Here is a 25,327-nt window from a genome sequence, read left to right as displayed (position 1 = left end):
GGCCGTCGCGGTTCTTTCTAACAACTGTTTGGTAGAGTGCGCCTCGTGAACCAGAACGAGACCCCCGAGGACCGGGCCTTCCGGGCCGAGGTGCGCGACTGGCTCGAGGCCAACCTGTCGGGCGAGTTCGCGCACGCGCGCGGGCTGGGCGGCCCCGGCCGCGAGCACGAGGCGTTCGAGGAGCGGCTGGCCTGGGAACGGCACCTCGCCGCGGCCGGCTGGACCTGCGTCGGCTGGCCCGAGGAGCACGGCGGACGCGGCGCGAGCCTGGCCCAGCAGGTGATCTTCAACGAGGAGTACGCGCTCGCGGACGCCCCCGCCCGCGTCGGCCACATCGGCGAGAACCTGCTCGGCCCCACGATCATCGCCTTCGGCACCGCCGAGCAGAAGGCGCGCTTCCTGCCGCCGATCGTCGCCGTCGAGGAACTGTGGTGCCAGGGCTACTCCGAGCCCGACGCCGGGTCCGACCTCGCCAACGTGCAGACCCGCGCCGAGCTGGACGGCGGCGAGTGGCGGATCAACGGCCAGAAGGTGTGGACCTCCCTCGCGGTCGAGGCCGACTGGTGCTTCGTGGTCTGCCGCACCGAACCCGGCTCGACCCGCCACCACGGCCTCTCCTACCTCCTGGTCCCGATGAGGGCCGGCGCGCGCGCGGGCACGACGTCCCCCGGGGTGGACATCCGCCCGATCGTCCAGCTCACCGGCACCTCGGAGTTCAACGAGGTGTTCTTCGACGACGCTCGTACCGAGGCGGCCAACATCGTCGGGGCGCCCGGCGAGGGCTGGAAGATCGCGATGGCCACCCTCGGGTTCGAGCGCGGCGTCGCCACCCTCGGCCAGCAGGTCGGGTTCCGCCGCGAGCTGGAGGGGGTCATCGCGCTGGCCCGCCGGACCGGCGCGATCGACGACCCGCTGCTGCGCGACCGGCTCACCCGGTCCTGGGCGGGCCTGGAGATCATGCGGCTGAACGCCACCCGCACCATGGCCGGCGTCGCCGCCGGGGCGCCCGGCCCCGAGTCGTCGATCTCCAAGCTGGTGTGGGGCACCTGGCACCGCGAGCTCGGCGAGCTGGCGATGGACGTCCTCGGCACCGCCGGCCTGGTCGCCGACGGCGAGCCGTACGACCTGAGCGACTGGCAGCGGCTGTTCCTGTTCTCCCGCGCCGACACCATCTACGCCGGGTCGAACGAGATCCAGCGCAACATCATCGCCGAGCGCGTGCTCGGCCTACCGAGAGAGGCGCGCGGATGACGCCACCGCCGTACGTCCCCGGGCACGGGCTGCTGACCGACCGGGCCGTGGTGATCACCGCCGCGGCCGGCGCCGGGATCGGCGGCGCGACCGCGCGGCGCTGCCTGGAGGAGGGCGCCCGGGTGCTGATCTCCGATGCGCACGAGCGGCGCCTCGGCGAGTCCCGGGAGGCGCTGGAGAAGGAGTTCGGCGCGGACCGGGTCGCCGCGCTGGCCTGCGACGTCACCTCCGAGGAGCAGGTCGGCGCGCTCTACGCGCTCGGCGTGGAGCGGTTCGGCCGGATCGACGTCGCGGTCAACAACGCCGGGCTCGGCGGCACCGCCGACCTGGTCGACATGCCCGACGAGCAGTGGGACCGGGTCCTGGACATCACCCTCAACGGAACCATGCGCTGCACCCGCGCCGCCCTGCGGATCATGCGGGACCAGGGCGCCGGTGTGATCGTCAACAACGCCTCGGTGATCGGGTGGCGGGCGCAGCGGGGCCAGTCGCACTACGCCGCCGCCAAGGCCGGGGTGATGGCGCTGACCCGCTGTGCCGCGCTGGAGGCCGCCGAGCACGGCGTGCGGATCAACGCGGTGTCGCCGTCGCTGGCCATGCACCCGCACCTGGTCAAGGTGACCTCGGAGGACCTGCTGGACGAGCTGACCCGCCGCGAGGCGTTCGGCCGCTACGCCGAGCCCTGGGAGGTCGCCAACGTTATCGTCTTCCTGGCCAGCGACTATTCCTCGTACATGACCGGCGAGGTCGTCTCCGTATCCAGCCAGAGGGCCTGAGGAACAATCCATGAGTCCACGACGGCGTGACGCCGAGGGCACCGCCGCCGCCCGCGGGCAGCGGCGGGCCGAACTGCTCGCCACCGCCGCCGAGGTGTTCGCCTCCCAGGGGTACTCCGCCACCACCGTCCGGAAGGTGGCCGATGCCGCCGGGATCCTCGGCGGCAGCCTCTACTACCACTTCGACTCCAAGGAGTCGATGGCCGACGAGATCCTCTCGACGTTCCTCGACGAGATGTGGGCCGCCTACGACCGGGTGCTCGGCGCCGGGCTCGGCGCGCGCGACACCCTGGAGGCCCTGGTCGCCGAGTCGTTCCGGTCCATCGACCGGCACCGGCCCGCCGTCGTGCTCTACCAGAACGAGTCCAAGCACCTGGCCAACAGCGAGCGGTTCCACTACCTGCTCGACTCGCACCGCAGGTTCGAGGAGATGTGGACCTCGCTGCTGGCCCGCGGCGTCGAGGAGGGCGCGTTCCGCGCCGACCTCGACCGGACGCTGGTCTACCGGTTCATCCGCGACACCGTCTGGGTCGCGGCGAACTGGTACCAGCACGGCGGGCGCCTGTCCGCCGACGACATCGCCAAGCAGTACCTCGCCATGGTCCTGGAAGGGATCCAGGCGAGCTAGCCCCCGTACGAAGGAGACCCCCTGATGGCTGGCAGAGCCGAGGCCTACATCGTCGAAGCCGTCCGCGCGCCGGTCGGACGGCGCGGCGGCGGGTTCGCCGCGGTGCACCCCGCCGACTTCGGCGCGCACGTGCTGACCGCGCTGATGGACCGGTCGAAGGTCGACCCGGCGGCCGTCGACGACGTCGTGTTCGGCTGCGTCGACACCCTCGGGCCGCAGGCCGGCGACATCGCCCGCACTTGCTGGCTGGCTGCCGGGCTGCCCGAGGAGGTCCCGGGCGTCACCATCGACCGGCAGTGCGGCTCGTCCCAGCAGGCGGTGCACTTCGCGGCGCAGGCCGTGCTGTCGGGCACGTCCGACCTGGTCGTGGCGGGCGGCGTGCAGAACATGTCGCAGATCCCGATCGGGTATGCGATGACGGCCGCCGAGCCGCTCGGCTTCGACCAGGGCCCGTTCGTCGGGTCCAAGGGCTGGGTGGCCCGCTACGGCGACGGCGAGGTGTCGCAGTTCGGCGGCGCCGAGATGATCGCCCGCGACTGGGACCTGTCCCGCGCGGACATGGAGGCGTTCGCCTACGCCTCGCACCGGCGCGCGATCCGCGCGATCGACGAGGGCCGCTTCGAGCGGGAGATCGCCCCCTACGAGGGCGTCACCACCGACGAGGGGCCGCGCCGCGACACCACCCTGGAGAAGATGGCGGGCCTGAAGACCCTGGTCGACGGGGGCCGGCTGACCGCCGCGGTGTCCTCGCAGATCTCCGACGGCGCCGCCGCCCTGCTCGTCGCCTCCGAGCAGGCCGTCAGGGACCACGGGCTGACCCCGCGCGCCCGGATCCACCACCTGTCCGCGCGCGGCGAGGACCCGATCCGGATGCTGTCCGCGCCGATCCCGGCCACCGCGCACGCGCTGAAGAAGACCGGCATGAAGATCGGCGACTTCGACGCGGTGGAGATCAACGAGGCGTTCGCGTCCGTTGTGCTCGCCTGGCTGAAGGAGACCGGCGCCGATCCCGAGCGCACCAACCCGAACGGCGGCGCCATCGCGCTCGGCCACCCGCTCGGCGCGACCGGCGCGCGGCTCATGACCACGCTCCTGCACGAGCTGGAGCGCACCGGCGGGCGGTACGGGCTCCAGACCATGTGCGAGGGCGGCGGCCAGGCCAACGTCACCGTCATCGAGCGGCTCTGAACCGGCCGTGAGCGCCGTCCCCGACGTGCTCGCCCCGGCCGGGCTCGGGCCGATCACGCTGCGCAACCGGGTCATCAAGGCCGCCACGTTCGAGGGCATGACCCCCGACGCCCTGGTCACCGACGAGCTGATCGAGTACCACCGGCGGCCGGCGGCCGGGGGAGTGGGCCTCACCACGGTCGCGTACTGCGCGGTCGCGCCCGAGGGCCGCACCGAGCGGCGGCAGCTCTGGATGCGGCCCGAGGCCGTCCCCGGGCTGCGCCGGCTGACCGAGGCCGTGCACGCCGAGGGCGCCGCCGCCGCCGCGCAGATCGGGCACGCCGGGCCGGTCGCCGACGCGAGCTCCAACGGGCTGCCCGGCCTGTCGGCCGGGCGGTTCTTCAACCCGCTCGGGATGCGCTTCACCCGGGCCGCCACGGCCGCCGACATCGCCCGGGTGACCCGGGCGCACGCCGAGGCGGCCCGGCTGGCGATCGAGGCGGGCTTCGACGCGGTCGAGATCCACTTCGGGCACAACTACCTGGCCAGCTCGTTCCTCAGCCCGCTGCTCAACCGGCGGACCGACGAGTACGGGGGCGGCCTGGCCAACCGGGCCAAGGTCGCCCTCGGCATCGCCCGCGCCGTGCGGGAGGAGGCCGGCGACCGCATCGCCGTCACCGCCAAGCTCAACATGCGCGACGGCGTCCGCGGCGGACTGGAGGTCGACGACAGCCTCCAGGTCGCGCGGTGGCTCCAGGACGAGGGCCTGGTCGACGCCCTGGAGCTCACCGCGGGCAGCTCGCTGCTCAACCCGATGTACCTGTTCCGCGGCGACGCCCCCGTCCCCGAGTTCGCCGCCAACTTCAAGCAGCCCCTCAATCTCGGGATCCGCCTGTTCGGCAAGCGGTTCCTGCGCGCCTACCCGTACGAGGACGCGTTCCTGCTGGAGCACGCCCGCCGGTTCCGCGCCGAGCTGGACCTCCCGCTGATCCTGCTCGGCGGGATCACCACCCGCGCCACCATGGACCAAGCCATGGCCGAGGGCTTCGAGTTCGTGGCGATGGGCCGCGCGCTGCTCCGCGAGCCCGATCTGGTCGCCCGCATCGCCGCCGACCCGTCCACCCCGTCGCTGTGCGTCCACTGCAACCGCTGCATGCCCACGATCTACACCGGCACGCACTGCCCCCTGATCCCGCCCCGCTGACCCGCTGTTCTACCGACCTGCTGTGCCGGGAACCTGCGCGCTCCGCCGGGATCTCCGCTGAGGCATAATCGTATGAAATATATGAGAAGGGTGGTCGGTATGAGCGAGGTGGGGCGATCCGGCGGGACGCCGTGCGCCCGCGGCGGCCGGGGCCGCGCCGCGGTGGCCGGACGGGCCGCCTGATGGCGGCCCTGCTGGAGGGGCTGCGGGTGGTCGAGATCTCCAGCTTCGTCGCCGCGCCGCTCGGCGGGATGACCCTCGCCCAGCTCGGCGCCGACGTCGTGCGGGTCGACCCGATCGGCGGCTCGGCCGACCTCGGCCGCTGGCCGCTGGCCCCCTCGGGCACCAGCCTGATGTGGACCGGGATGAACAAGGGCAAGCGCTCGGTCACCGCCGACTTCCGCTCGCCCGAGGGGCGCGACGCCGTCACCCGCCTCGCCGCCGACGCCGGGATCGTCCTGACCAACGCGGTGGGACGCGGCTGGCTCGGGTACGAGAGCCTCGCCGGGGCCCGGCCCGACCTGATCCACCTCCAGATCCAGGGCCATCACGACGGCACCGCCGCGGTCGACTACACCGTCAACGCCGAGATCGGCTTCCCGCTGGTCACCGGTCCAGCTGAGCACGCGGGCACGGTGAGTCACGTCCTGCCCGCGTGGGACGTGGCGTGCGGCCTGTATGCGGCCGTCGGCCTGCTGGCCGCCGAACGGCGCCGCGCCCGCACTGGCGAGGGCGCCCAGATCAAGCTGCCGCTCTACGACGTGGCCCTGGCCACCGCCGGCAATCTCGGCTTCCTCGCCGAGGCCCAGCTCGGGCGGGAGCGCCCCCGGATCGGCAACCACCTCTTCGGCGGCTTCGGCCGCGACTTCACCCTCTCCGACGGCGCGCGCGTCATGGTCGTCGCGCTCACCCGGCGCCACTTCACCGACCTGTGCCGCGCCACCGGCCTGACCGCGACCGTCACCGAGCTCGAACGCCTCCTCGGCGCCGACTTCGGCACCGACGGCGACCGGTACCGGCACCGCGAGACCCTGGCCTCCCTGGTCGAGCCGTGGTTCGCCGCGCGGTCCCTGGCGGACGCCGAGGCGGCGTTCGCGGGCACCTCGGTGCTGTTCGCGCCGTACAAGCGGTTCTCGGAGATCGACCTGGAGGGCGCTCCGCTGATGGGCGAGATCGACCAGCCGGGCGTCGGCCGCCTCCGCGCCCCCGCCTCGCCGCTCGACACCGGCGACCGGAGCCACGCGCCTGCGCCCCGGTTGGGCGAGCACACCACCGACGTCTTCGCCGCCCTCGGCCTGGACACCGCCGCCCTGCGCGCGAAGGGGGTGGTCGGGTGAACATCGGCGGCTGGGCCCCGGAGCCGGCGGAGACCACCGAGCTGATCGGCACCGCACCGTCCATCGCGCTCGCCGGAGTCCTGGACGTCGCGGCCCCGGCGGACGAGCTGCCGCCCCTCTGGCAGTGGCTCCACTTCCTGGAGCGTCCCGCCCAGCACGAGCTCGGTCCGGACGGGCATCCCCTGGAGGGACGCTTCCTGCCGCCCGTCCCCAACCGCCGCCGCATGTTCGCCGGGGGCCGTTTCACCGTGCACAGCCCCATCCGTTACGGCGACACCATCACGCGCCGCGCCGAGCTGGCCTCCACCGCCCTCAAGCGGGGACGCAGCGGCGAACTGCTCTTCGTCACCGTCCGGCACACGTTCGTCCGTGACGGCGATGAGGTCGCGGTGGAGGAGCAGGACCTCGTGTACCGGAGCGGAGACCCGGTCTCCCGCCCGGCGCAGGTATCCCATGAGTCCCCCGTGCCCGAAGCCCCGTGGACGCTTCCCATCACTGCGGACCCGGTGCTGCTGTTCCGTTTCAGCGCGCTCACCTACAACGCCCACCGGATCCACTACGACGAGGCGTACGCGACCCAGATCGAGGGGCACGGCGGCCTGGTCGTGCACGGGCCGCTCCTGGCGATGCTCTGCCTGGAACTTCCGCGCCGTGCCGGTCACCGGGCCCGCGCCCTGTCGTTCCGCGCCCAGCGGCCGGTCTACGCGGGCCGGCCCTTCGTCGCGGCAGGCTCGCCGGACGGCGCGCTGGCCATCGAGGCCCCGGGCGCCACGGCCATGACCGCCACGTTCGCCTGACGCCGCGCCCCGGGGCCGTGCCGCCGCGCCCCGGGCCGGCAGGGCCGGGCTCAGACGCGGTTGCGGCCGATGAGCTGCTTGACGATCACATTGCGCTGGATCTCGTTGGTCCCCTCGCCGACGATCATGAGGGGAGCGTCGCGGAAGTAGCGCTCGATGTCGAACTCGGTGGAGTACCCGGCGGCGCCGTGGATGCGGACGGCGTTCAGCGCGATCTGCATCGCCGCCTCCGAGGCGTACAGCTTGGCCATGCCCGCCTCCATGTCGCAGCGCTCGCCCGAGTCGAGCCGCTCGGCGGCGTCCAGGGTGAGCAGCCGGGCGGCGCGGAGCTGGGTGGCCATGTCGGCGAGGTAGTTGCCGATCGACTGGTGCTCCCAGATCGGCCGGCCGAACGCCTCGCGCTCCTGCGCGTAGCGCAGGGAGTCCTCCAGCGCGGCCCGGCCGACGCCGAGGGCGCGGGCGGCGACCTGGATCCGGCCGACCTCCAGGCCGCGCATCATCTGGGCGAAGCCGCGGCCCTCCTCGCCGCCGAGGACCGCGTCGAGCGGCACCGCGTGGTCCTCGAACGACAGCTCGCAGCTCTCCACACCCTTGTAGCCGAGCTTGGGCAGGTCGCGGGAGACCGTCATCCCGGGGCCCGGCTCGATCAGCAGGATGCTCACCCCGCGATGGCGTGGCGAGGCGTCCGGGTCGGTCTTGCACATCAGCGCGATCAGGCCGGACCGGCGGGCGTTGGTGATCCACATCTTGGCGCCGTCGACCAGGTAGCGGTCGCCCGAGCGGCGGGCCGTGGTGGTCATCGCCTGGAGGTCGGACCCGCCGGCGGGCTCGGTGAGCGCCATCGTGGCGCGCAGTTCGCCGGTCGCCATCCGGGGCAGGTAGCGCCGCTTCTGCTCCTCGGTGCCGAACACCGCGAGCAGGTGGCTCACCACGGTGTGGCCGCCGAACGCGCCGGCCAGGCTCATCCAGCCGCGGGCGAGCTCCTCGGTGATCAGGGCGTAGCAGCGCTTGGAGACGCTCGTCCCGCCGTACGCCGCGGGCACCGCCAGGCCGAACACGCCGAGCTCCTTCATCCGCCCGATGAGGTGCGCGGGGTACTCGTCGGCGTGCTCCAGGCCGCGGGCAGCGGGCCGGACCTCCCGGTCGACGAAGTCCGCGACGACGCGGGTGATGGCGCGCTCCTCCTCGGTCAGCCTGAACACGGCATGGGCTCCTCCCGGTGACGGTTCTGGAGTGTTTCATATATTTAATTTGACGTGTCGGTCGCCGGCCCCCTCCATAATGTGACGACCACGCGATCCCGGGGAGACGATGACAGTGGCCCGATCCGGTGACCAGGCCCTCGGCCGGAGGCCGCAGCTCAGCGACGAGGTCGCCGCCTACGTCCGCGAGCTCATCATGTCCGGCCAGGTCGCGCACGGGGAGTTCCTCCGCCTGGAGCGGATCGCCGACGACCTCGGGATCAGCGTGACGCCGGTGCGCGAGGCGCTGCTGTCGCTGCGCGGCGAGGGGTTCGTCACGCTGGAGCCCCGGCGCGGGTTCATGCCGGCCCCGCTGTCCAGGCAGGACGTGCAGGACCTGTTCGAGGCGCAGGCCTACTTCGCCGGCGAGCTGGCCGCCCGCGCCGCCGAGCGCGTGACCGAGCACGACCTGGCCTCGCTCGACCGGACCCAGGACCAGCTCGAACAGGCGGCCAGGGCGCGGGACCCCGAGGCGATCGAGCGCGCCAACCACCAGTTCCACCGGGTGATCAACAAGTCCGCGGGCTCGCCCAAGACGTCCTGGCTGCTCCAGCTCGTGGTGCGGTACGCGCCGCGGCGCTTCTACTCCAGCATCCACGGCTGGCCCCAGGCGTCGGTCGACGACCACCACCTGGTGCTGGCCGCGCTGCGCAGCGGCGACGCCGAGGCGGCCAGGCACGCGATGCGCGCCCACATCCGGCACGCCGGAACGCTGCTGGTGGTGCACCTGGAGGCGCAGGGCTTCTGGGACGCGCCGGGCGACCGGCGGCCCCCAGCCGGCTGAAGTCGCCGCCGCCCCCTTCCGCGCCGTCACCGTTTCCTCATATCGTATAAAAAATTTGCCCAGGAGGGATCATGGCGCGCGAACAGGAACGGGCAGGCGAGCGGGACCGGGAACGGCGCCCCGTGTCCGTCGCCGACCGCCCCGTCGCGAACGGCGGGGCCGTCCGCGTGCTCACCATCGACCGTCCCGAAGCGCGCAACGCGATCGACATGGCCACCCGCGTCCAGCTCCTCGACCGGCTCCGCGAGGCCGTCGACGCCCCCGCCGTGCGGGCGATCGTGCTCACCGGCGCCGGCGGGACGTTCTCGGCGGGCGGTGACGTCCGCACCATGGACGGTGCGGGCGCCGACGAGGTCCGGAGCCGGCTGCGCCCCGTGCACGAGGCGGTCCGGCTCATCGCCGAGTGCGGGAAGCCGGTCGTGGCGGCCGTCGAGGGCGCCGCCGCCGGGCTGGGCGTCTCGCTCGCCGCGGTCTGCGACCATGTCGTCGCCGCGGAGGACGCCCGCTTCGTCGCCGCGTTCGGCCGGATCGGCCTGGTCGCCGACGGTGGGCTGCTCTGGACGCTGCCGCGGCGCGTCGGGATGGGCCGCGCCAGGGAGATGCTGCTGTTCGGGCGGACCGTCCCCGCGGCCCGCGCGTACGAGATCGGCCTCGCCGACGCCCTCGCCCCGCCCGGCGCCGCCCTGGACGTCGCGCTGGAGCGCGCCGCCGAGGCCGCGGCCCTGGCGCCGCTGTCGATTGCGGCGGCCAAGCGGGTCCTGTCCCGCGGCGGCCACGGCCTGGAGGGACTGCTGGAGGCCGAGCGCGAGGAGCAGGCCGTCCTGTTCGGCACCGCCGACTTCGCCGAGGGCCGCGCCGCGTTCGCCGAACGCAGGACGCCCCGCTTCGAGGGCCGCTAAGCCGCCCCCCGACCGACTCGCAGGCCGCAGGAAGGTGACGGATGAGCAGGTTGCAGCAGACCCACGGACTGTCGGACGAGCAGCGCGAGATCGTCGCGACGGTGCGCGCGTTCGTGGACAAGGAGATCCTCCCGGTCGCCACCGAGCTGGAGCACGCGGACGAGTACCCGCAGGCCATCGTGGACGGGATGCGGGACCTCGGCCTGTTCGGGCTGATGATCGGCACCGAGCACGGCGGGCTCGGCGAGTCGCTGCTCACCTACGCGCTCGCCGTGGAGGAGCTCTCGCGCGGCTGGATGAGCGTGTCGGGCATCGTCAACACGCACTTCATCGTCGCCTGGATGATCACCCGGCACGGCACCGAGGCGCAGCGGGCGCACTACCTGCCGCGGATGGCGACCGGCGAGATCCGCGGCGCGTTCTCGATGTCGGAGCCGGACTGCGGCTCCGACGTGTCGGCGATCACGACCCGCGCGGTGCCCGACGGCGGCGACTACGTGATCGACGGCCGGAAGATGTGGCTGACCAACGGCGGCTCGGCGAACCTGGTGGCCACCCTGGTCAAGACCGACCCGGCGGCCGGCCACCGGGGCATGACCGCCTTCCTGGTGGACAAGACGCCCGGCTTCGGGGAGGTCGCGCCCGGCCTGACCGTCCCCGGAAAGATCGACAAGATGGGGTACAAGGGCGTCGACACCACCGAGCTGCTCTTCGACTCCTACCGGATCCCCGCCGGCCAGGTCCTCGGCGGCACCCCGGGCCGGGGCTTCTACCAGATGATGGACGGGGTGGAGGTCGGCCGCGTGAACGTCGCGGCCCGCGGCTGCGGTGTCGCGCGCCGCGCCTACGAGCTGGGCCTGGCCTACGCCCGGCAGCGCGAGACGTTCGGCAAGCCGATCGCCGAGCACCAGGCGGTGCTGTTCCGGCTCGCCGAGATGGCGACCAAGGTCGAGGCGGCGCACCAGATGATGGTGATGGCCGCGCGCCGCAAGGACTCCGGCGAGCGCAACGACCTGGAGGCGGGCATGGCCAAGTACCTGGCCGGCGAGTACTGCAAGGAGGTCGTCGAGGACGCCTTCCGCATCCACGGCGGCTACGCCTACTCCAGGGAGTACGAGATCGAGCGGCTCTACCGGGAGGCGCCGATGCTGCTGATCGGCGAGGGCACCGCCGACATCCAAAAGATGATCATCGGCCGCCGGCTGCTGGAGGGCTGAACGATGACCGCGGCCCCGGCGGGCGGCTCCGCGCTGCCTCTCGAAGGGATCACCGTCGTCGCGCTGGAGCAGGCGGTCGCGGCGCCGTTCGCGACCCGCCAGCTCGCCGACCTCGGCGCCCGCGTCGTCAAGGTGGAGCGGGTCGACGGCGGCGACTTCGCGCGCGCCTACGACATGCTCGTCCAGGCCGAGGCCGGGCTCATCTCGGTCACCGGGACGCCCGAGACGCCGGTCAAGGCGGGCTCGCCGCTGGCCGACATCGCCGCCGGGATGTACGCCTTCTCCGGCGCGCTCGCCGCGCTCGTCCGGCGCGGCACCACCGGCGCCGGCGCCGGCGCGGCGATCGAGGTCACGATGTTCGACGCGGTCGCCGAGTGGATGGGCCAGGCGATGTACACCACGATGTACACCGGCGCGCCGCCGCCGCGCGCCACGCTGGGCCATCCGGTCATCGCGCCCTACGACAGGTACCCGACCGCCGACGGCCCGGACGTCGTCATCGGCGTGCAGAACGACCGGGGCTGGGCCGCGCTCGCCACCGGCGTGCTCGGGCGTCCCGAACTGGTCGGCGATCCGGAGTACGCCACCAACGTCGCGCGGGTCCGCAACCGGGCGGCGGTCGACGCCGCCGTCGGCGCCGCCACATCCGGGATGGGCCGCGCCGAGCTCCTCCGCCGGCTCGACGAGGCCGGGGTGCCGAACGCGTCGCTGAACGACGGCCACGGCCTGATCGACCACCCGGTGCTCGCCGAGCGCGACCGCTGGCGCGAGGTCGGCTCGCCGGTCGGCGGCGTCCGCGCGATCCTGCCGCCGATCACGTTCGCGGGCGCCGAGGCGAGGATGGGCCCGGTCCCGGCGCTCGGCGAGCACACCGGCGCCGTGCTGGCCGAGCTGGGCCACGACGCCGAGACCATCGCCGGGCTGCGCGCCTCCGGTGCCGTCGCCTGAGCGACGGCCGCTACCGCGCTGACGCGGCGCGTTTCCCGGGTGATCCGGGGTTCGCCCGGCTGGTCGCCGGCCTGACCGGGACGAGCCACCGGAAAGGTCTCCGCGACCCTGGCCTTGAACATAACCCCACTATGGGGTTATGTATGGGGTTACATATCTTCGCCGTGCTGTGGAGGCCGTCATGCCCAAGATCAACATCTATCTGCCCGACGAGCTGGCCCAGGCCGTCAAGGACGCGGGCGTGCCCGCGTCGGCGGTCTGCCAGCGGGCCCTGAAGCAGGCCGTCAGGCGGATCGCCGCGATCAGGACGGTGGCGCTCACCGACCTCGCCACCGCGGACCTGGCCGAACTGCTCCCGAACTTCACCGGGGGCGCCCGCTCCGCCCTCGCCCGCGCGATCGCCCGGACGGGTGCGGACGAGGGCGTCCCCGTCGGCACCGCGGCGCTGCTCTCAGGCGTCCTCGCCGAGGAGGGCAACCTGGCCCTGCGCGTCCTGGACGTCCTGGAGATCGAGCCCTCCCGCGTCCGGCGGAACCTGGACGCGCGGACCGGCGACCCGCGCGCCGCCGACGCTGGAGGCGAGGCCGCGACCGGGCCCGGAGAAGGGCCGGGGCTGCGGTTCGGCGACGCCGCGTCGGCCGCCCTGAAGCTCGCCGCGAACGAGGCCATCGCGCTCGGGCACAACTACATCGGCTGCGAGCACCTGCTTCTCGGGCTGGTCGCCGAACCGGACGGGGCGGCCGGGCAGGTGCTGCGCGACCTCGGCGCCGAGCCCAAGACCGTCCGCCGCACCGTGGAGTCGGCGCTGATGGGCTACACGCACCTGCGCGCCCAGACCCAGGCCGCCGGGGAAGCGGCGGCGGGCGGACCCGCGCAGGCGGCGCAGGCCATGCAGGCGGTCACCGCCCTCATCCGGCAGGAGCTCCAGCCCCTCGCCGAGCGCCTCGAGCGCCTCGAGCGCCTCGAGCGCCTCGAAGGGCGGACCGGCGCGGCCTGACGCCCAGGGGGGTGGCGCCACGCCCAGGATAAGACGGCTCTGCCTGATTCCCTGTGTGTCCAGGACCATCGAGGCACAGGACGAACGAGAGGGAGCACGATGCGGACCCGCACTTTCGCAGGAACACCGGTCGGCGCGGTCGGACTCGGCTGCATGGGGATGAGCTGGGCCTACAGCGAGTCCGAGCGCGACGACACGGCCTCGGTGGAGCTGATCAACGAGGCGCTCGACCTGGGCGTCACGTTTCTGGACACCGCCCAGCCCTACGGCGACGGGCACAACGAGACCCTGGTCGGCCGCGCCGTCCGGGGCCGCCGCGACGAAGCGGTGATCGCCACCAAGACCGGCCTGGTCGTCGAGGACCTGCATACCAAGGCGATGCGCCGCGACGGCTCGCCCGAGCACGTCAAGCGGTCCGCCGAGGACAGCCTGCGCCGCCTCGGCACCGAGGTGATCGACCTGTACTACCTGCACCGGGTCGACCCCGCCGTCCCGCTCGCCGACACCTGGGGCGCGATGGCCGAGCTGGTCGCCGAGGGCAAGGTCCGGCGGCTCGGCCTGTCGGAGGTCGGCGCCGCCCAGGCCGGGGAGGCGCACGCGATCCACCCGGTCGCGGCGATCCAGTCCGAGCTGTCGCTGTGGACCAGGGACGCGCTGGGCGCGCCCGGCGGCCTGACCGGGGCCTTCCCCGGCGACGCCACCGCGGGGGAGGGGCCGGGCGACGTCGTCGCCTGGTGCGCCGGGAACGGTGCGGTCTTCGTCCCGTTCTCCCCGCTCGGGCGGGGCTTCCTCACCGGCACCGTCACCGCGGCCGACTTCGAGGACTCCGACTTCCGCGGCGGCAACCCGCGCTTCCAGGAGGAGGCGCTCAAGGCCAACCTGCGGATCGTCGACGTCGTCAAGGCCGTCGCCGCGCGGCACGGCGCCACGCCCGCGCAGGTCGCGATCGCGTGGACGCTCGCGCAGGGCCCGCACGTCATCCCGATCCCCGGCACGAAGAAGTCCCGCTACCTGCGCGACAACGCGGGCGCCGCCGAGCTCGACCTGACCGCCGCGGACCTGTCCGAGCTGGACTCCGTCCCCGCGCCCGTGGGCAGCCGGTACTGACGCGCGCCGCGACGACCCCGCGGTTCGGCGGCGCGGACGTGCGGCGCGAGGAGGGCTGAAGGCCCGGGTCCGAGGCCGTACCGAACGTTCTGAACGGACGGCCGCGAACCCGGCGGGCCCAGGGCCGGTCCCACCGGGCATGATCGGACGACCTGTGCTGCGAAGGGCCCGCCTGGGCACCGGCGGCGCCTTTCTCCTGGCCGGGCTCCTCACCGGGGTGTGGAACACGCGGCTGCCCGCGTTGCAGACCGCGCACGAGCTGTCCACCCGGCAGGTCGGGCTGGTCATCGTGGTCTGGGGCGTGGCCGCGCTGGCCGGGATGGCTGCGCTCCGCCGACTGATGGCCCGGCGCGACAGCCGGGTCGCGCTGCGCGTCGCGCTGCCGCTGTCGGCGGCGGGTCTCGGGCTCTGCGGGCAGGCGCCGTCCTACCCGCTGCTGCTGGCCGCGGTCGTGGTGTTCGGAGCGGCGTTCGGCGCCGCCGAGGTGACGGTCAACGCGCAGGGCAGCGCCGTGGAGCGCGCCTCGGGACGGCCGGTGATGAACGGGATGCACGCCTGCTGGTCGCTCGGCGCGCTGGCCGGGGGCCTGACCGGGTTCGCGGCCGTCCTCGCCGGGCTGGGCCTGCCCGCCACGTTCGCCGCCACCGCCGTGGTGGCCGCGCCCGCGGCGGTGGCCCTCGGGCTCACCTACATCCGGGACGACGCGGCGGCCACCGGGGAGATCGTCCGCCCGGCCCGGCCCGGCAGGCTTCCCAGGATCGTGCCGGTCATCGGCGTGCTGGCGTTCTGCGCCCTGCTCGTGGAGGGCGCGGTGGCCGACTGGAGCGCGCTCTACCTGCGCGACACCCGCGGCACCGCCGAGTCGCTCGCCGCACTCGGGCATCCGGTGTTCGGGGCGGGCATGCTCGCCGGCCGCCTGTGCGGCGACCGGCTGCGCTCGGTGATCGGCGCTCCCGCGCTGCTCGCCATCGCGGGCGCGGCCACGGCGGCGGCGGTGGCCCTCACCCTCGCGGGCGGCGGCCCCGCCATCGCGCTCACCGGCTTCGCCCTGATGGGGGTCGCCGTCTGCACGGTCGGCCCGCTGGCGTTCTCCCTCGCGGGCACGGCGGCCCCCCGCCAGGAGAGCGCCGCCATCGCCCGCACCGGCACCCTCGGCTACAGCGGGCTGATGCTCGGGCCGGTGCTGATCTCGCTCGTCGCCGGGGCGTCGTCCATGCGGGCGGGACTGGCCGTGCTGCTCGCCCCGGCGCTGTTCAGCGCGGTGGGCGGGCCCCTCATCGCCCGCCGCACCCGCGGCCCGGCCCGTCCGGTCTGGACGACCCCGGGCGCCGGCGTGAACGTGCCCTCCGCGATCCACCGGACGACCTGGCCCCCCGAGGCGCCCGGCCGGGGCGGCGGAGCCGCCGCGCGAGTGCGCCTGCGCTGCCTCGTCGTGCTGAAGGCGGCCGGGGTCCCGGTCGTCGGGACCGTGTGGTTCGGCGTCGCGGGCCTGCCCGCGACGCCGGTGAACCTCGCGGGCTTCGGGCTGCTGGCCGCCATGCTCCTGTACGGCGCCGTCACGGCGGCCCGCGGCGGGCGGCCCGGCGCGTTCGCCCGCTGGTTCGCCCTTCCCGGCGCCGTCGCCGCCGGCCTGGCCGGCACCGCGTGGGCGGTGGCGGCCGGGCCGGACGCCGGCACCCTGCCGGGTCTGGCGCTCGCCGTGCTCGCGACGGCCGAGTACGTGATGCTCGTCTCCGGCCACCGGCCGGCGCCACCCGGGACACGGAACACCGATCCGCACGCCACCCGCCCGGACGCCCCCTACCCGCACGACACCCTTCCGCTGGGCGTCGCCCCTCAGCTTGCCCACGCGGCGCGGCCCGTCCACGAGACCGGGGACCGGCGGGTCGCCCCGGTACAGGACCGTCAAGCCCGTGTCGAGGTCCTGACCGGCCGGGCGGACCCGTAGGACTCGGCGGCGCGGGCGAGGATCTCGTCCACCGGCCACTGGTCGTTGGCGTGCTCGCCGTACTTGGCGGCGGCCACGCCGCCGTCGGGCGCGATGAGGAAGTCGGCGGGCAGGCCGAACCGCCCGTTCTCCGGAAGGCCGGCGGGCGCGCGGTCCAGCTTGCGCGCGATCCGCCAGGTGCCCTCGGTGACCGCGCGGAGCAGCGGCCACCAGGCGCGCGGATGCAGCAGCGCGCGGGGCACCGCCTCGACGCCGAATTCGGCGTACAGCCGCTTGCGCGGATCGGCGACGACGGCGAACGGCAGGTCGGCCACGTGCTCGCGCAGCTCGCCCGCGGACGAGTGGAACACCACGACCTCCCGGACGCCCGCGGCCTCGATCTCGTCGTGCCGCCGGACCACCGACCGCAGGTGCAGGTTGCAGATCGGGCAGCCCGCGAAGCGGCGGAACTGGAGATGGACGAGGTGTTCCCCGTCCGGGACGAGGGCCGGCGCACCGGTCACGGACTCGAGCTCGCGCGCTGGGACCACCGAACCGGGGCCGAGCCTGTCGGATGCGTTCATCGGGCGGCTCCTTCGTAGGCGTACGTCATACGCTTACGAGAATAGGCGTATGCCGTACGCTGTCAAGCCATGCCCCGCCCGCGCTCCCTCACCCACCCGCAGATCGCCGCCGCGGCGCTCGACCTCATCGACCGCGAGGGGCTCGCCGCCCTGACGATGCGGGCGGTCGCCGGCCGCCTCGGCGTGGGCGCCATGTCGCTCTACCGCTACGTGGACGACCGGCATGAGCTCGAGGGGCTGGTGATCGACCTGGTGCTCGGCGCCGTCGACGTCACGCCCCCGCCCGGTACGTCTTGGACCGGCCAGGTCGAGGAGCTGGTCGGACGCATGCGCGCAGCCCTCGGCGCCCACCCCGAGGTCGTCCCGCTCACCATGACGCACCGGCAGAGCGCGCTCGGCCTGCTGCGCTGGTCCGAGTCCCTGCTCGGCGTCCTCACCCGCGCCGGCTTCGACGGCGAGCGCCGCGTCGTCGCGCTGCGCAGCCTGCTCGGCTACCTGAACGGCGCGATCCAGCTCGAGCACCTCGGCCCGCTGTCCGGCGCGGGCACCGAGGCCATGGCGGCGCTGCCCCCGGCCGAGTTCCCGTTCCTGGCCGAGACCGCGGCGCGGGCGCGCCGCGTCCCGGCCGACGAGGAGTTCCGCCGGGGCCTGGCCGTCGTCCTCGCCGGCCTCGCCGGCGCCTGACCCGCCGGGTCAGGACGCCGGGCGCGCCAGGTGGGAGCCCTGCGCCGCGATCGCCTCGGCCGCCTGCGCGACGATCCCGTCGATCAGCTCCGCGCAGGTCGGCAGGTCGTCGATGACCGCGACCACCTGGCCGGAGGCCATCACGCCGAGGTCGGGACGGCCGTCCACCATCGCCGCCTTCAGCAGCATCGGGGTGTTGGCCGCCATCAGCACCTGCGACCACGACAGGTCCTTGCCGTGCTTCATCGCCCTGCCGTCGGCGAGCATCGCCCGCCACGACATCCCCGACAGCTTCTTGAACCGCGCGCCGTTGCGCACCGCCCGCGCCAGCCCGCCGACCCGCCCCGACCGCTCCAGCGTGTCGACCAGCTCGCTGCGCAGCACCCGGTGCGGCATGCCGTCCACCTGGCGGGTCACCACGGTCTCGCCGGTGCCGAGGTAGACCTGCTTGACGTCCTCGGGCACCGAGCTGTCGGAGGTCAGCAGGAAGCGCGTGCCCATCGCCACGCCCGCCGCCCCGTAGGCCAGCGCCGCGGCCAGGCCGCGGCCGTCGAAGAAGCCGCCGGCGGCGATCACCGGGATGTCGACCGCGTCCACCACCTGGGGCAGCAGCAGCGTGGTCGCGACCGCGCCGGTGTGCCCGCCGCCCTCGCCGCCCTGCACCAGCACCGCGTCGGCGCCCCACGCGGCGACCTTCTCCGCGTGCCGGCGGGCGCCCACCGACGGGACCACCACCAGCCCCGCGTCCTTCAGCTTGGCGATCAGCTCCCGCTTCGGCGCCAGCGCGAACGAGGCGACCTTCACGCCCTCCTTGATCAGCAGGTCGATCCGGTCGCCCGCGTCGGTCGCGTCCGCCCGCAGGTTCACCCCGAACGGCTCGCCGGTGCGCTCCTTGACCTCCCGGATCGCCTCGGCGAGCTGGTCGAGCGTCATCGTCGCCGACGCCAGGATCCCCAGCCCGCCCGCGTTCGCCACCGCCGTCACCAGCCGCGGCCCCGCCACCCAGCCCATCCCCGTCTGCACGACGGGATGCCGGACCCCGGCCAGCCGCGTCAGCGGCGTGTCGAGGACCTGCCGGCCGTCCGCGCTCACGTTGTGTCTCCCGTTCGCTTCCGGGGCGCCGCGCCCCTCCGGCTCACTCACGAGGGGACCTCGCGCTCCCGCAGCCCCTTCGGGTCGAGGACGTCGCGCATGATGCGCAGCTCCTCCGCGGTCGGGAGGCGCGACTCGGGGACCTCGTCCGGGACGGCCAGCTCGAAGCCGGTGCTCTCCACGACCTGCTGGACGGTCACGCCCGGGTGCACCGAGCGGAGCCGCATCCGCCGGTCCGGCGTCGCGAAGTCGAGCACCGCAAGGTTGGTCACCACGACCCGGATCTCGTACGCGCCGCGGTCGTGGCCGACCCCGCTGACGAAGTCGACCTCCTCGGTGAAGACCCGCGTCGAGTGCTTGGGCACCCAGTAGCTGGTGGTGTTGAGCAGCGTGTTGCCCGGCCCGCCGCGCACGCCGAGGAGCTGCCGCTTGGGCCGCTCCCAGTCGCCGATGCACGAGATGTTGGTGTTGCCGAACCGGTCGATCTGGCTCGGGCCCATCACCACGTGCCGCCGCCCGTTCAGCACCAGCCACAGGTGGTCGCGGAACGGCAGCCAGCCCTCCACCTCGCCCGCCGCCGCGCCCAGCGGGACCGGTTCGGCGCTCAGCGACGGGCCGCCGTCGGTGGTCAGCAGGCCGGGCTCGAAGGTCGAGCGCGCCAGCCGCGACCCGAGCATCGGCACGAACCCGGCGACCGCCGCCGCCACGATCTCGCCGTCCCCGCGGAACGCCTCGGCGCACGCGACCGCGCACACCTCGGCCCGCGTCGCGTCCGCCGCGGCGGCCGTCTCGGTGCTCATCGGTTCTCCTCACGCCACACGCGCACGGCGTCCTGGTACGCGGTCTCGTCGCCGGACAGGAAGCGGTCGCGGAACGCGGCCCACTTCTCGGGATCGCCCGCCGACCGGGCGTAGAGCTTCTGGAACGCCTCGTCGCGGCCGTGGTCGGGCGCGCAGTCGGTGAAGTGCGCCCCGTTCGGGGTCTCCACCACGCCCGCCACATGCGTCCGGCTGATCAGCAGGGACTGGACGGGGCCCTCCTTGAGCAGGTCACCGGTGTCGACCAGGCGCTCGCACGACACGTACGTGCGGTCCGCCGCCTTGGCGAACAGGTCGTCCATGTACGGGTCGGGCCCCAGGTACTGCGCGTTGCCGCGCGCGTCGGCGCGGTTCATGTGCACCAGCGCGACGTCCATCGTCAGCGCGGGCACGGCGACCAGCTCCCGCCCGTCCTCGTACGGCGAGCGGACCGTCTTGAGGTCCGGGTTGACCCGCATCACGTCTGAGCCGAGCCCGACCGGCGTGGGCAGGAACGGCAGCCGGTGCGCCGCCGCGTACAGCCCGAACATGAACATGCCCTCGTCGTACTCGGTCATCTCGATCGCGCCGTCCTGCCGGGCCTGCCGGAAGTGCGGCTCCAGCGGGATCGAGTCGAGCGTCGCGAACGCCGTCACGAGCCTGCGGACCTTCCCGAACGCGCACAGCAGCCCCACGTCCGGCCCGCCGTACGACACCACCGTCAGATCGGTCAGCGGTGACCGGCAGATCTCCCGGACCAGCGCCATCGGCTTGCGCCGCGAGCCCCAGCCGCCGATCCCGACCGTCATGCCGCTCTCCAGCGACCCCACGATCTCCCCGACCGTCATGGCCTTGCTCATGGGCCCTCTCCGTTCGCCGTCCCACGGCCGCCTCCGCACGGCGGCCTCCGTCCTCGCGCGCTGCGCGCGCCTCCCGGCCCGGCCGCCGTGCGGCCGTGGGGGCTCATTCCGACGCTCCCTTCCGCACGAACGCGTCGCGGTGCTCGTCGCCCGCACCGACCAGGTTGAGCTCGAAGGTGAGGCCCTGCTCGAACCGGTAACTGCGCTTGACGTCGACCGGGTCGATCCCGTTGAGCGACTCCTTGGCCCGCCGGATGACGTAGCGGTCCTTGGCGGCGATGTTCGCCGCCACCTCCATGGCCGTGGCGCGCAGCCCGTCCGCGGGGACGACCTCCAGCACCGAACCGTGCCGGTGCAGCTCGTCCGCGCTCACGTTGCGGCAGGTGTAGACCATCGCGCGCATCAGGTGCTGCGGGACGAGCCGGGCCAGGTGGGTGGCGGCGCCGAGCGCGCCGCGGTCGACCTCGGGCAGGCCGAAGTAGGCGTCCTCGGACGCCACCACGATGTCGGCGTTGCCGACCAGCCCGATGCCGCCGCCGAGGCAGAAGCCGTGCACCGCGGCGACGACGGGCACCTCGCAGTCGTAGACGGCGGCGAACGCCGCGTAGCAGCCCCGGTTGGCGCCGACCAGCGCGGCGTGCCCCTCGGAGACCTGCATCTCCTTGATGTCGACGCCGGCGTTGAAGCCGCGGCCCTCGGAGCGGAGCACGACGGCGCCGACCCCCGGGTCCCGCCCGGCCGCCAGCACCGCCTCCGCCAGCTCGAACCAGCCCGCCACGGTCAGGGCGTTGACCGGCGGCGCGTCGACCACGATCTCGGCGACCCCGCCCTCGTGGGTCGTGGTGGAGACTCCCATGCGCTACCTTTCCACCAAACATTTGTTAGAACAGACCGTAGCAGAAGGGGGAAAGGTGCTGACGCTGGATCTGAGCGGCAAGACCGTCGTGGTCACCGGGGGCGTGCGCGGGGTCGGGGCCGGCATCAGCCGGGCCTTCCTGGAGGCCGGGGCCGACGTCGTCGCGGTGGCCCGGCGCGAGCCGGACACGCTGCCCGAGGTGGGCGGCCGGACCGCCCGCTTCGCCTCGCTGGACGTGCGCGACCCGGCCGCCGCCCAGGCCTTCATGGACGGCCTGGACCGACTGGACGTGCTGGTCAACAACGCCGGCGGCGGCCCGTTCCTGCCGGTGGCGGACGGCGACCTGCGCACCCACCTGAAGATCATCGAGCTGAACCTGGCCGCCCCGCTGATCATGGCGCGGGCCGCGCACACGGTGATGGACCGGCAGCCTGAGGGCGGCTCCATCATCATGATCGGCAGCGTCAGCGGGGTGCGCCCCTCGCCCGGGTCGGCCGCCTACGGCGCCGCCAAGGCGGGCCTCGCCAGCCTCACCACCTCGCTCGCGGTCGAGTGGGCACCGCGGATCCGGGTCAACATGCTCACCCTCGGGATGGTCCGCACCGAGCTGGCCCACCTGCACTACGGCGACGAGGCCGGCGTCGAGGCGGTCGCCCGCACCGTCCCGCTCGGCCGCCTGGCCGACCCCTACGACGTGGGCGCGGCCTGCGTCTTCCTGTCCTCGCCCCTCGCGGGCTACGCCAGCGGCTCGTCGATGCTGCTGCACGGCGGGGGAGAGCGCCCCGCCTTCCTGGACGCCGCCACCGTCAACAAGGAGGAGCAGAAGTGATCTGCCAAGACCGCGTCGTCGTCGTCACCGGAGCGGGCCGCGGGCTCGGCCGCGCGCACGCGCTGGAATTCGCCCGCCAGGGGGCCAGGGTCGTCGTCAACGACCTCGGCGTGGCCCGCGACGGCACCGGCGACGCGTCCGGCGGTCCCGCCCACGACGTCGTCAAGGAGATCGAGGCGCTCGGCGGGCAGGCCGCCGCCAGCACCGACGACATCGCCACCGAGGCGGGCGCCGCCGCGCTGATCGCCACCGCGATCGAGGCGTTCGGGCGGCTGGACGTGCTGGTCAACAACGCCGGGTTCCTCCGCGACCGGATGCTCGTCAACCTGGGCGAGGACGAGTGGGACGCGGTCATGCGCGTCCACCTCAAGGGCCACTTCCTGCCGCTCAAGCACGCCGGGCGGCACTGGCGCGCCGAGAGCAAGGCGGGCCGCCCGGTGGACGCCCGGATCATCAACACCTCGTCCGGAGCCGGGCTGCTCGGCAGTGTCGGCCAGGGCAACTACTCCGCCGCCAAGGCCGGCATCGTCGGGCTGACCCTGGTCGCCTCCGCCGAGCTCGGCCGCTACGGCGTGACCGTCAACGCCATCGCCCCCGCCGCCCGCACCCGGATGACCGAGGAGGTCTTCGCGCAGACCATGGCGGCCCCCGCCGAGGGCGAGTTCGACGCGATGGCCCCCGAGAACGTCTCGCCGCTGGTCGCCTGGCTGGGCTCGGCCGAGTCCGCCGGGATCACCGGCCGCGTCTTCGAGGCCGAGGGCGGCAGGATCTGCGTGATGGACGCGTTCCGGCACGGCCCCGCGGCCGACAAGGGCGCCCGCTGGGACGCCGCCGAACTCGGCGGCGTCATCACCGGTCTCCTGGCGGACGCCCCGGCCCCCGAGCCCGTCTACGGCGCCGGCTGAGCCCGCCGGCACCGATCGCTCCCGGCCGGCGGGATTCGCCGGGACGGCTCCGGGGCGCGGCGGTCTGGCGTCGCCGCATGCTGACCGAACAACAGCGGCGGGACGAGGTGGAGGTCGGGTTCGTCCTCGGCGACCCGGTCACCGGCGCTTCAGGGGGCACATCCGTGTCCGGCTTCGGACAGGGCGGCGTCCGCGACCCCGGCGGGGAGGTCGAACGGCACGTCGCGGCCGGGATGAACCGCACTGAGATTCTCACGGACACCCCGGGGCCTCCTCCGGGCGATCACCGGCGAACCCGAGATCCACCCATTCCGACCTGCTCGTTCTCCAGGAAACCCGGCGGTGCCGCCGGGATGGTGACCCTGCCCTCGGCACCCGCTCAAGACGACCTCGCTTAAGCTGGGAGCTTTGGGCGGGTGATCATCGGGCGCCCGGAGATCGATGACCGCCGTCCGCGGCTCGGCCTCCTCCGCGCGCGCCCGCTCCCGCCCGGCGAGTCGGTCCGCATGATCACCGGGATGATCGGAGAGCAATGAGCAGCGACCTTCGGTGGCGCGAGAGCACGCACGGTGACGGCCGGGGCGGTGACTGCGCCGCCGTCCGGGCCGGCGACGGGCCGTGGCGGACGAGCGTGCGCAGCAGCGACCAGGGCGGTGACTGCGTGGAGGTCGCCGGACTCGGATGCGCCTGCGAGGAGCGCGCCCGCCTGGTCGCGGTCCGCGATTCCAAGGACCCCGAAGGCCCGGTGCTGGTGTTCGCCCCCGCCGCCTGGCGCGGCCTCTCCGGACGGATCAAGTCGGGCGCTTTGGACCTTCGGTGATCGTCCCCGTGCGGTGACGCCGGGGGGAGGCCGGTTCGAAGGCCGCTGAGATCGGTCGAGCGATCTCAGCGGCTCTTCTCTTCGGGCGGGCGGGCCGTCGACGTCAGGCCGGCCGGGTTCGCGGTTCCGCCGCGCGCGGGCGTCAGCGGGGGAGGTAGTCCTCGAGGTAGCGGTGCACCTTGTCGGTGTAGGGCTTGAACCTCGCGGGCACACCGCCCGCCTGGGCCACGGTCTTGGACGAGCTGCGGTACGTCGCGGCGAGGTTGAGCGCCGGGTCGCCGGGGAGGTCGCGCAGGTCCTTGCCCCAGTAGCACAGGTAGCGGCCCATCGCCGGGATGGACAGCTCGGGGGTGATCGCGGCGGGCTTCGGCTCGGGGTTGTTGAGCCCGCCGGGCTGCCAGAACACCAGCACCTTGGGCGTCCAGCGGGCGATGCCGTACTCGTCGCCGGCCGGGTCCGACAGCTTGGCGTCGAAGTTGCTCTCGGCCTTGAGCATCGCGGCGATCAGCGCGGGGCTCAGGCCCTTCATGTCGCACCAGGTGCCCGCTTGGACGATCAGCGCCCGGTACTGCGGGGGCACGTCGGATCCGGCGCGCAGCCACTTCCCGTCGGGCGCACTCTCGCCGGAGCCGCCGGAGCCGCCGAACGCCCAGAACGCGCCGCCGCCGGCCAGTGAGAGGCCGACCAGCGTGCCGCCGGTGATGACCGCCAGGCGGCGCCGGCCACGGGCCGGTGACCCGCCGCGGGCGGGTCGGGCCGGCGGCAGCGGATCAGTGTTGATCCTGCTGGTGGTCCGGGACAGCGCGTGCCCGAACTCGGCCGCCGACGGCCACCGCTTCTCCCGGTCGGGCTCCAGCGCGCGCAGCACCACCTGGTCGACCGCGTGGGGGATCGCGGGCTGGAGGTCGCTCGGCGGGCGCCGCGTCTGGCCGGGGGGCTCCCCGGTGAGCATGTGGTAAGTGAGTGCTCCCAGCCCGTACACGTCGGCGCGCTGGTCCGGGGCCCCGTCGATCTGGGTCTGCTCGGGAGCCATGTAGCCGGGCGACCCGGCGGGCAGCGTCAGGCTGGACAGCCGGTCGCCGGTCCGCGCGATGCCGAGGTCGGAGATCATCACGCGCTCGGCGTCGCCACCGGGCACCGAGCGCAGCAGCACGTTGGACGGCTTGAGGTCGCGGTGCACGATGTCGACCTCGTGCAGCTCCTGCACGCCCCGGATGATCTCGCGGGCCATCCGCAGCGCCTCGTTGAGCGGGAGCGGGCCCTCGGCCAGCCGCTCGTCCAGGGTGCCCCGGTCGGCGTAGGTCATCACGAAGTAGGGGCGGCCGTCCTCCTGCTCGCCGATGTCGAAGACCTGCACGAGCCGGTGCGAGTCGACCTGCCGCAGGAGCCGCGCCTCCTGGACGAACCGCTCGTGCACGTCGGTGCGCTGCGCCCAGTGCTCGGCGAGGATCTTGATCGCCACCGGGGAGTCGAGCTCCTCGTCGCGGCCGAGCCAGACCGAGGCGAAGCCGCCTGAACCGAGCAGCCGGTCGATCGTGTAGCGTCCTGCCGAGCTCGGGGTCTCCATGTCGCCCCATCATGAACGATGCGCACGCCGCCCGGCAGGGCTTTTGTTGATCA

25 protein-coding genes are annotated in these 25,327 nt (G+C 74.0%); 18 read left to right on the top strand and 7 right to left on the bottom strand.

Features of this window, described 5'->3' with window-relative positions; all coding sequences use genetic code 11:
- Nucleotides 1-45: 45 nt before the first annotated feature.
- The 7 genes from QP090_RS00670 (at nt 46) to QP090_RS00640 (ending at nt 7,160) form a co-directional block, all read left to right on the top strand.
- On the top strand, nt 46-1,251 hold the full coding sequence (locus QP090_RS00670) for an acyl-CoA dehydrogenase family protein (RefSeq protein ID WP_285936437.1): 1,206 nt from the start codon (nt 46-48) through the stop codon (nt 1,249-1,251).
- Nucleotides 1,248-2,027, top strand: coding sequence for an SDR family oxidoreductase (locus QP090_RS00665; protein ID WP_285936436.1), 780 nt, complete (start codon nt 1,248-1,250; stop codon nt 2,025-2,027). The genes QP090_RS00670 and QP090_RS00665 overlap by 4 nt, the downstream gene beginning before the upstream one ends.
- Nucleotides 2,028-2,037: 10 nt before the next feature.
- Nucleotides 2,038-2,655: a TetR/AcrR family transcriptional regulator gene (locus QP090_RS00660; protein WP_285936435.1), complete on the top strand. Its 618-nt coding sequence runs from the start codon at nt 2,038-2,040 to the stop codon at nt 2,653-2,655.
- 24 nt (nt 2,656-2,679) lie between these two features.
- Nucleotides 2,680-3,843: an acetyl-CoA C-acetyltransferase gene (locus QP090_RS00655; RefSeq protein ID WP_285936434.1), complete on the top strand. Its 1,164-nt coding sequence runs from the start codon at nt 2,680-2,682 to the stop codon at nt 3,841-3,843.
- 7 nt (nt 3,844-3,850) lie between these two features.
- Nucleotides 3,851-5,026, top strand: coding sequence for an NADH:flavin oxidoreductase (locus tag QP090_RS00650; RefSeq protein ID WP_285936433.1), 1,176 nt, complete (start codon nt 3,851-3,853; stop codon nt 5,024-5,026).
- 182 nt (nt 5,027-5,208) lie between these two features.
- A complete protein-coding gene (locus QP090_RS00645; RefSeq protein WP_285936432.1) occupies nt 5,209-6,363 on the top strand; it encodes a CoA transferase in 1,155 nt (384 codons plus the stop codon).
- Nucleotides 6,360-7,160, top strand: a complete 801-nt coding sequence (locus QP090_RS00640; protein ID WP_285936431.1) for an HTD2 family dehydratase — start codon at nt 6,360-6,362, stop codon at nt 7,158-7,160. The genes QP090_RS00645 and QP090_RS00640 overlap by 4 nt, the downstream gene beginning before the upstream one ends.
- A gap of 50 nt (nt 7,161-7,210) precedes the next feature.
- Here the strand turns inward: QP090_RS00640 and QP090_RS00635 are convergent, their stop codons facing one another.
- On the bottom strand, nt 7,211-8,362 hold the full coding sequence (locus QP090_RS00635) for an acyl-CoA dehydrogenase family protein (protein WP_285936430.1): 1,152 nt from the start codon (nt 8,360-8,362) through the stop codon (nt 7,211-7,213).
- Between the two features lie 109 nt (nt 8,363-8,471).
- On the opposite strand from QP090_RS00635, the gene QP090_RS00630 reads away from it, so the two are divergent.
- The 7 genes from QP090_RS00630 to QP090_RS00600 all read left to right on the top strand — a co-directional run bounded on the left by QP090_RS00630 (nt 8,472) and on the right by QP090_RS00600 (nt 16,301).
- Nucleotides 8,472-9,185 (top strand): GntR family transcriptional regulator, encoded by a 714-nt coding sequence (locus QP090_RS00630; RefSeq protein WP_285936429.1) that lies wholly within the window; start codon nt 8,472-8,474, stop codon nt 9,183-9,185.
- Between the two features lie 71 nt (nt 9,186-9,256).
- Entirely contained in the window at nt 9,257-10,084 is an 828-nt protein-coding gene (locus tag QP090_RS00625) for an enoyl-CoA hydratase/isomerase family protein (protein ID WP_285936427.1), read from the top strand.
- Nucleotides 10,085-10,125: 41 nt separating this feature from the next.
- Nucleotides 10,126-11,301 (top strand): acyl-CoA dehydrogenase family protein, encoded by a 1,176-nt coding sequence (locus tag QP090_RS00620; RefSeq protein WP_285936426.1) that lies wholly within the window; start codon nt 10,126-10,128, stop codon nt 11,299-11,301.
- 3 nt (nt 11,302-11,304) lie between these two features.
- Nucleotides 11,305-12,249 carry a CaiB/BaiF CoA transferase family protein gene (locus QP090_RS00615; RefSeq protein WP_285936425.1) on the top strand — a complete coding sequence of 315 codons (945 nt, stop codon included), beginning with the start codon at nt 11,305-11,307 and terminating at the stop codon, nt 12,247-12,249.
- A 181-nt stretch (nt 12,250-12,430) separates the two neighbouring features.
- Nucleotides 12,431-13,246, top strand: coding sequence for a Clp protease N-terminal domain-containing protein (locus QP090_RS00610; protein ID WP_285936424.1), 816 nt, complete (start codon nt 12,431-12,433; stop codon nt 13,244-13,246).
- 99 nt (nt 13,247-13,345) lie between these two features.
- Nucleotides 13,346-14,353, top strand: a complete 1,008-nt coding sequence (locus tag QP090_RS00605) for an aldo/keto reductase (RefSeq protein WP_285936423.1) — start codon at nt 13,346-13,348, stop codon at nt 14,351-14,353.
- A gap of 139 nt (nt 14,354-14,492) precedes the next feature.
- Nucleotides 14,493-16,301, top strand: a complete 1,809-nt coding sequence (locus tag QP090_RS00600) for an MFS transporter (RefSeq protein WP_285936422.1) — start codon at nt 14,493-14,495, stop codon at nt 16,299-16,301.
- On the opposite strand, the gene QP090_RS00595 is transcribed toward QP090_RS00600, so the two are convergent.
- The gene (locus QP090_RS00595) at nt 16,259-16,864 is read right to left on the bottom strand and encodes a peroxiredoxin-like family protein (protein ID WP_285936421.1); all 606 of its coding nucleotides are present in this window, start codon (nt 16,862-16,864) and stop codon (nt 16,259-16,261) included. The two genes, QP090_RS00600 and QP090_RS00595, sit on opposite strands and share 43 nt — an antisense overlap.
- 69 nt (nt 16,865-16,933) lie before the next feature.
- On the opposite strand from QP090_RS00595, the gene QP090_RS00590 reads away from it, so the two are divergent.
- A complete protein-coding gene (locus QP090_RS00590; protein ID WP_285936420.1) occupies nt 16,934-17,548 on the top strand; it encodes a TetR/AcrR family transcriptional regulator in 615 nt (204 codons plus the stop codon).
- Between the two features lie 9 nt (nt 17,549-17,557).
- Here QP090_RS00590 and QP090_RS00585 read toward each other — a convergent pair whose 3' ends face one another.
- From QP090_RS00585 to QP090_RS00570, 4 genes are all read right to left on the bottom strand, one after another.
- Nucleotides 17,558-18,640 (bottom strand): NAD(P)H-dependent flavin oxidoreductase, encoded by a 1,083-nt coding sequence (locus QP090_RS00585; protein WP_285936419.1) that lies wholly within the window; start codon nt 18,638-18,640, stop codon nt 17,558-17,560.
- Nucleotides 18,641-18,687: 47 nt separating this feature from the next.
- Nucleotides 18,688-19,440, bottom strand: coding sequence for a CoA-transferase subunit beta (locus tag QP090_RS00580; protein WP_285936418.1), 753 nt, complete (start codon nt 19,438-19,440; stop codon nt 18,688-18,690).
- Nucleotides 19,437-20,297: a CoA transferase subunit A gene (locus QP090_RS00575; protein ID WP_285936417.1), complete on the bottom strand. Its 861-nt coding sequence runs from the start codon at nt 20,295-20,297 to the stop codon at nt 19,437-19,439. Before QP090_RS00575 ends, QP090_RS00580 begins: the two co-directional genes overlap by 4 nt.
- A gap of 103 nt (nt 20,298-20,400) precedes the next feature.
- Nucleotides 20,401-21,153: an enoyl-CoA hydratase family protein gene (locus QP090_RS00570; RefSeq protein WP_285936415.1), complete on the bottom strand. Its 753-nt coding sequence runs from the start codon at nt 21,151-21,153 to the stop codon at nt 20,401-20,403.
- Between the two features lie 55 nt (nt 21,154-21,208).
- On the opposite strand from QP090_RS00570, the gene QP090_RS00565 reads away from it, so the two are divergent.
- The 3 genes from QP090_RS00565 to QP090_RS00555 all read left to right on the top strand — a co-directional run bounded on the left by QP090_RS00565 (nt 21,209) and on the right by QP090_RS00555 (nt 23,707).
- Entirely contained in the window at nt 21,209-21,982 is a 774-nt protein-coding gene (locus QP090_RS00565; protein ID WP_285936414.1) for an SDR family oxidoreductase, read from the top strand.
- The gene (locus tag QP090_RS00560; RefSeq protein ID WP_285936413.1) at nt 21,979-22,887 is read left to right on the top strand and encodes an SDR family oxidoreductase; all 909 of its coding nucleotides are present in this window, start codon (nt 21,979-21,981) and stop codon (nt 22,885-22,887) included. Before QP090_RS00565 ends, QP090_RS00560 begins: the two co-directional genes overlap by 4 nt.
- A 532-nt stretch (nt 22,888-23,419) precedes the next feature.
- Nucleotides 23,420-23,707: a DUF397 domain-containing protein gene (locus QP090_RS00555; protein ID WP_285936412.1), complete on the top strand. Its 288-nt coding sequence runs from the start codon at nt 23,420-23,422 to the stop codon at nt 23,705-23,707.
- A 142-nt stretch (nt 23,708-23,849) separates the two neighbouring features.
- On the opposite strand, the gene QP090_RS00550 is transcribed toward QP090_RS00555, so the two are convergent.
- Nucleotides 23,850-25,274: a serine/threonine-protein kinase gene (locus tag QP090_RS00550; RefSeq protein ID WP_285936411.1), complete on the bottom strand. Its 1,425-nt coding sequence runs from the start codon at nt 25,272-25,274 to the stop codon at nt 23,850-23,852.
- Nucleotides 25,275-25,327: the final 53 nt, after the last annotated feature.

Source organism: Actinomadura xylanilytica (assembly GCF_030283145.1).
Classification (GTDB): domain Bacteria; phylum Actinomycetota; class Actinomycetes; order Streptosporangiales; family Streptosporangiaceae; genus Spirillospora; species Spirillospora xylanilytica.
Note: the sequence above shows the minus strand (reverse complement) of the source record. Positions and strands in the feature narration are given on the sequence as shown.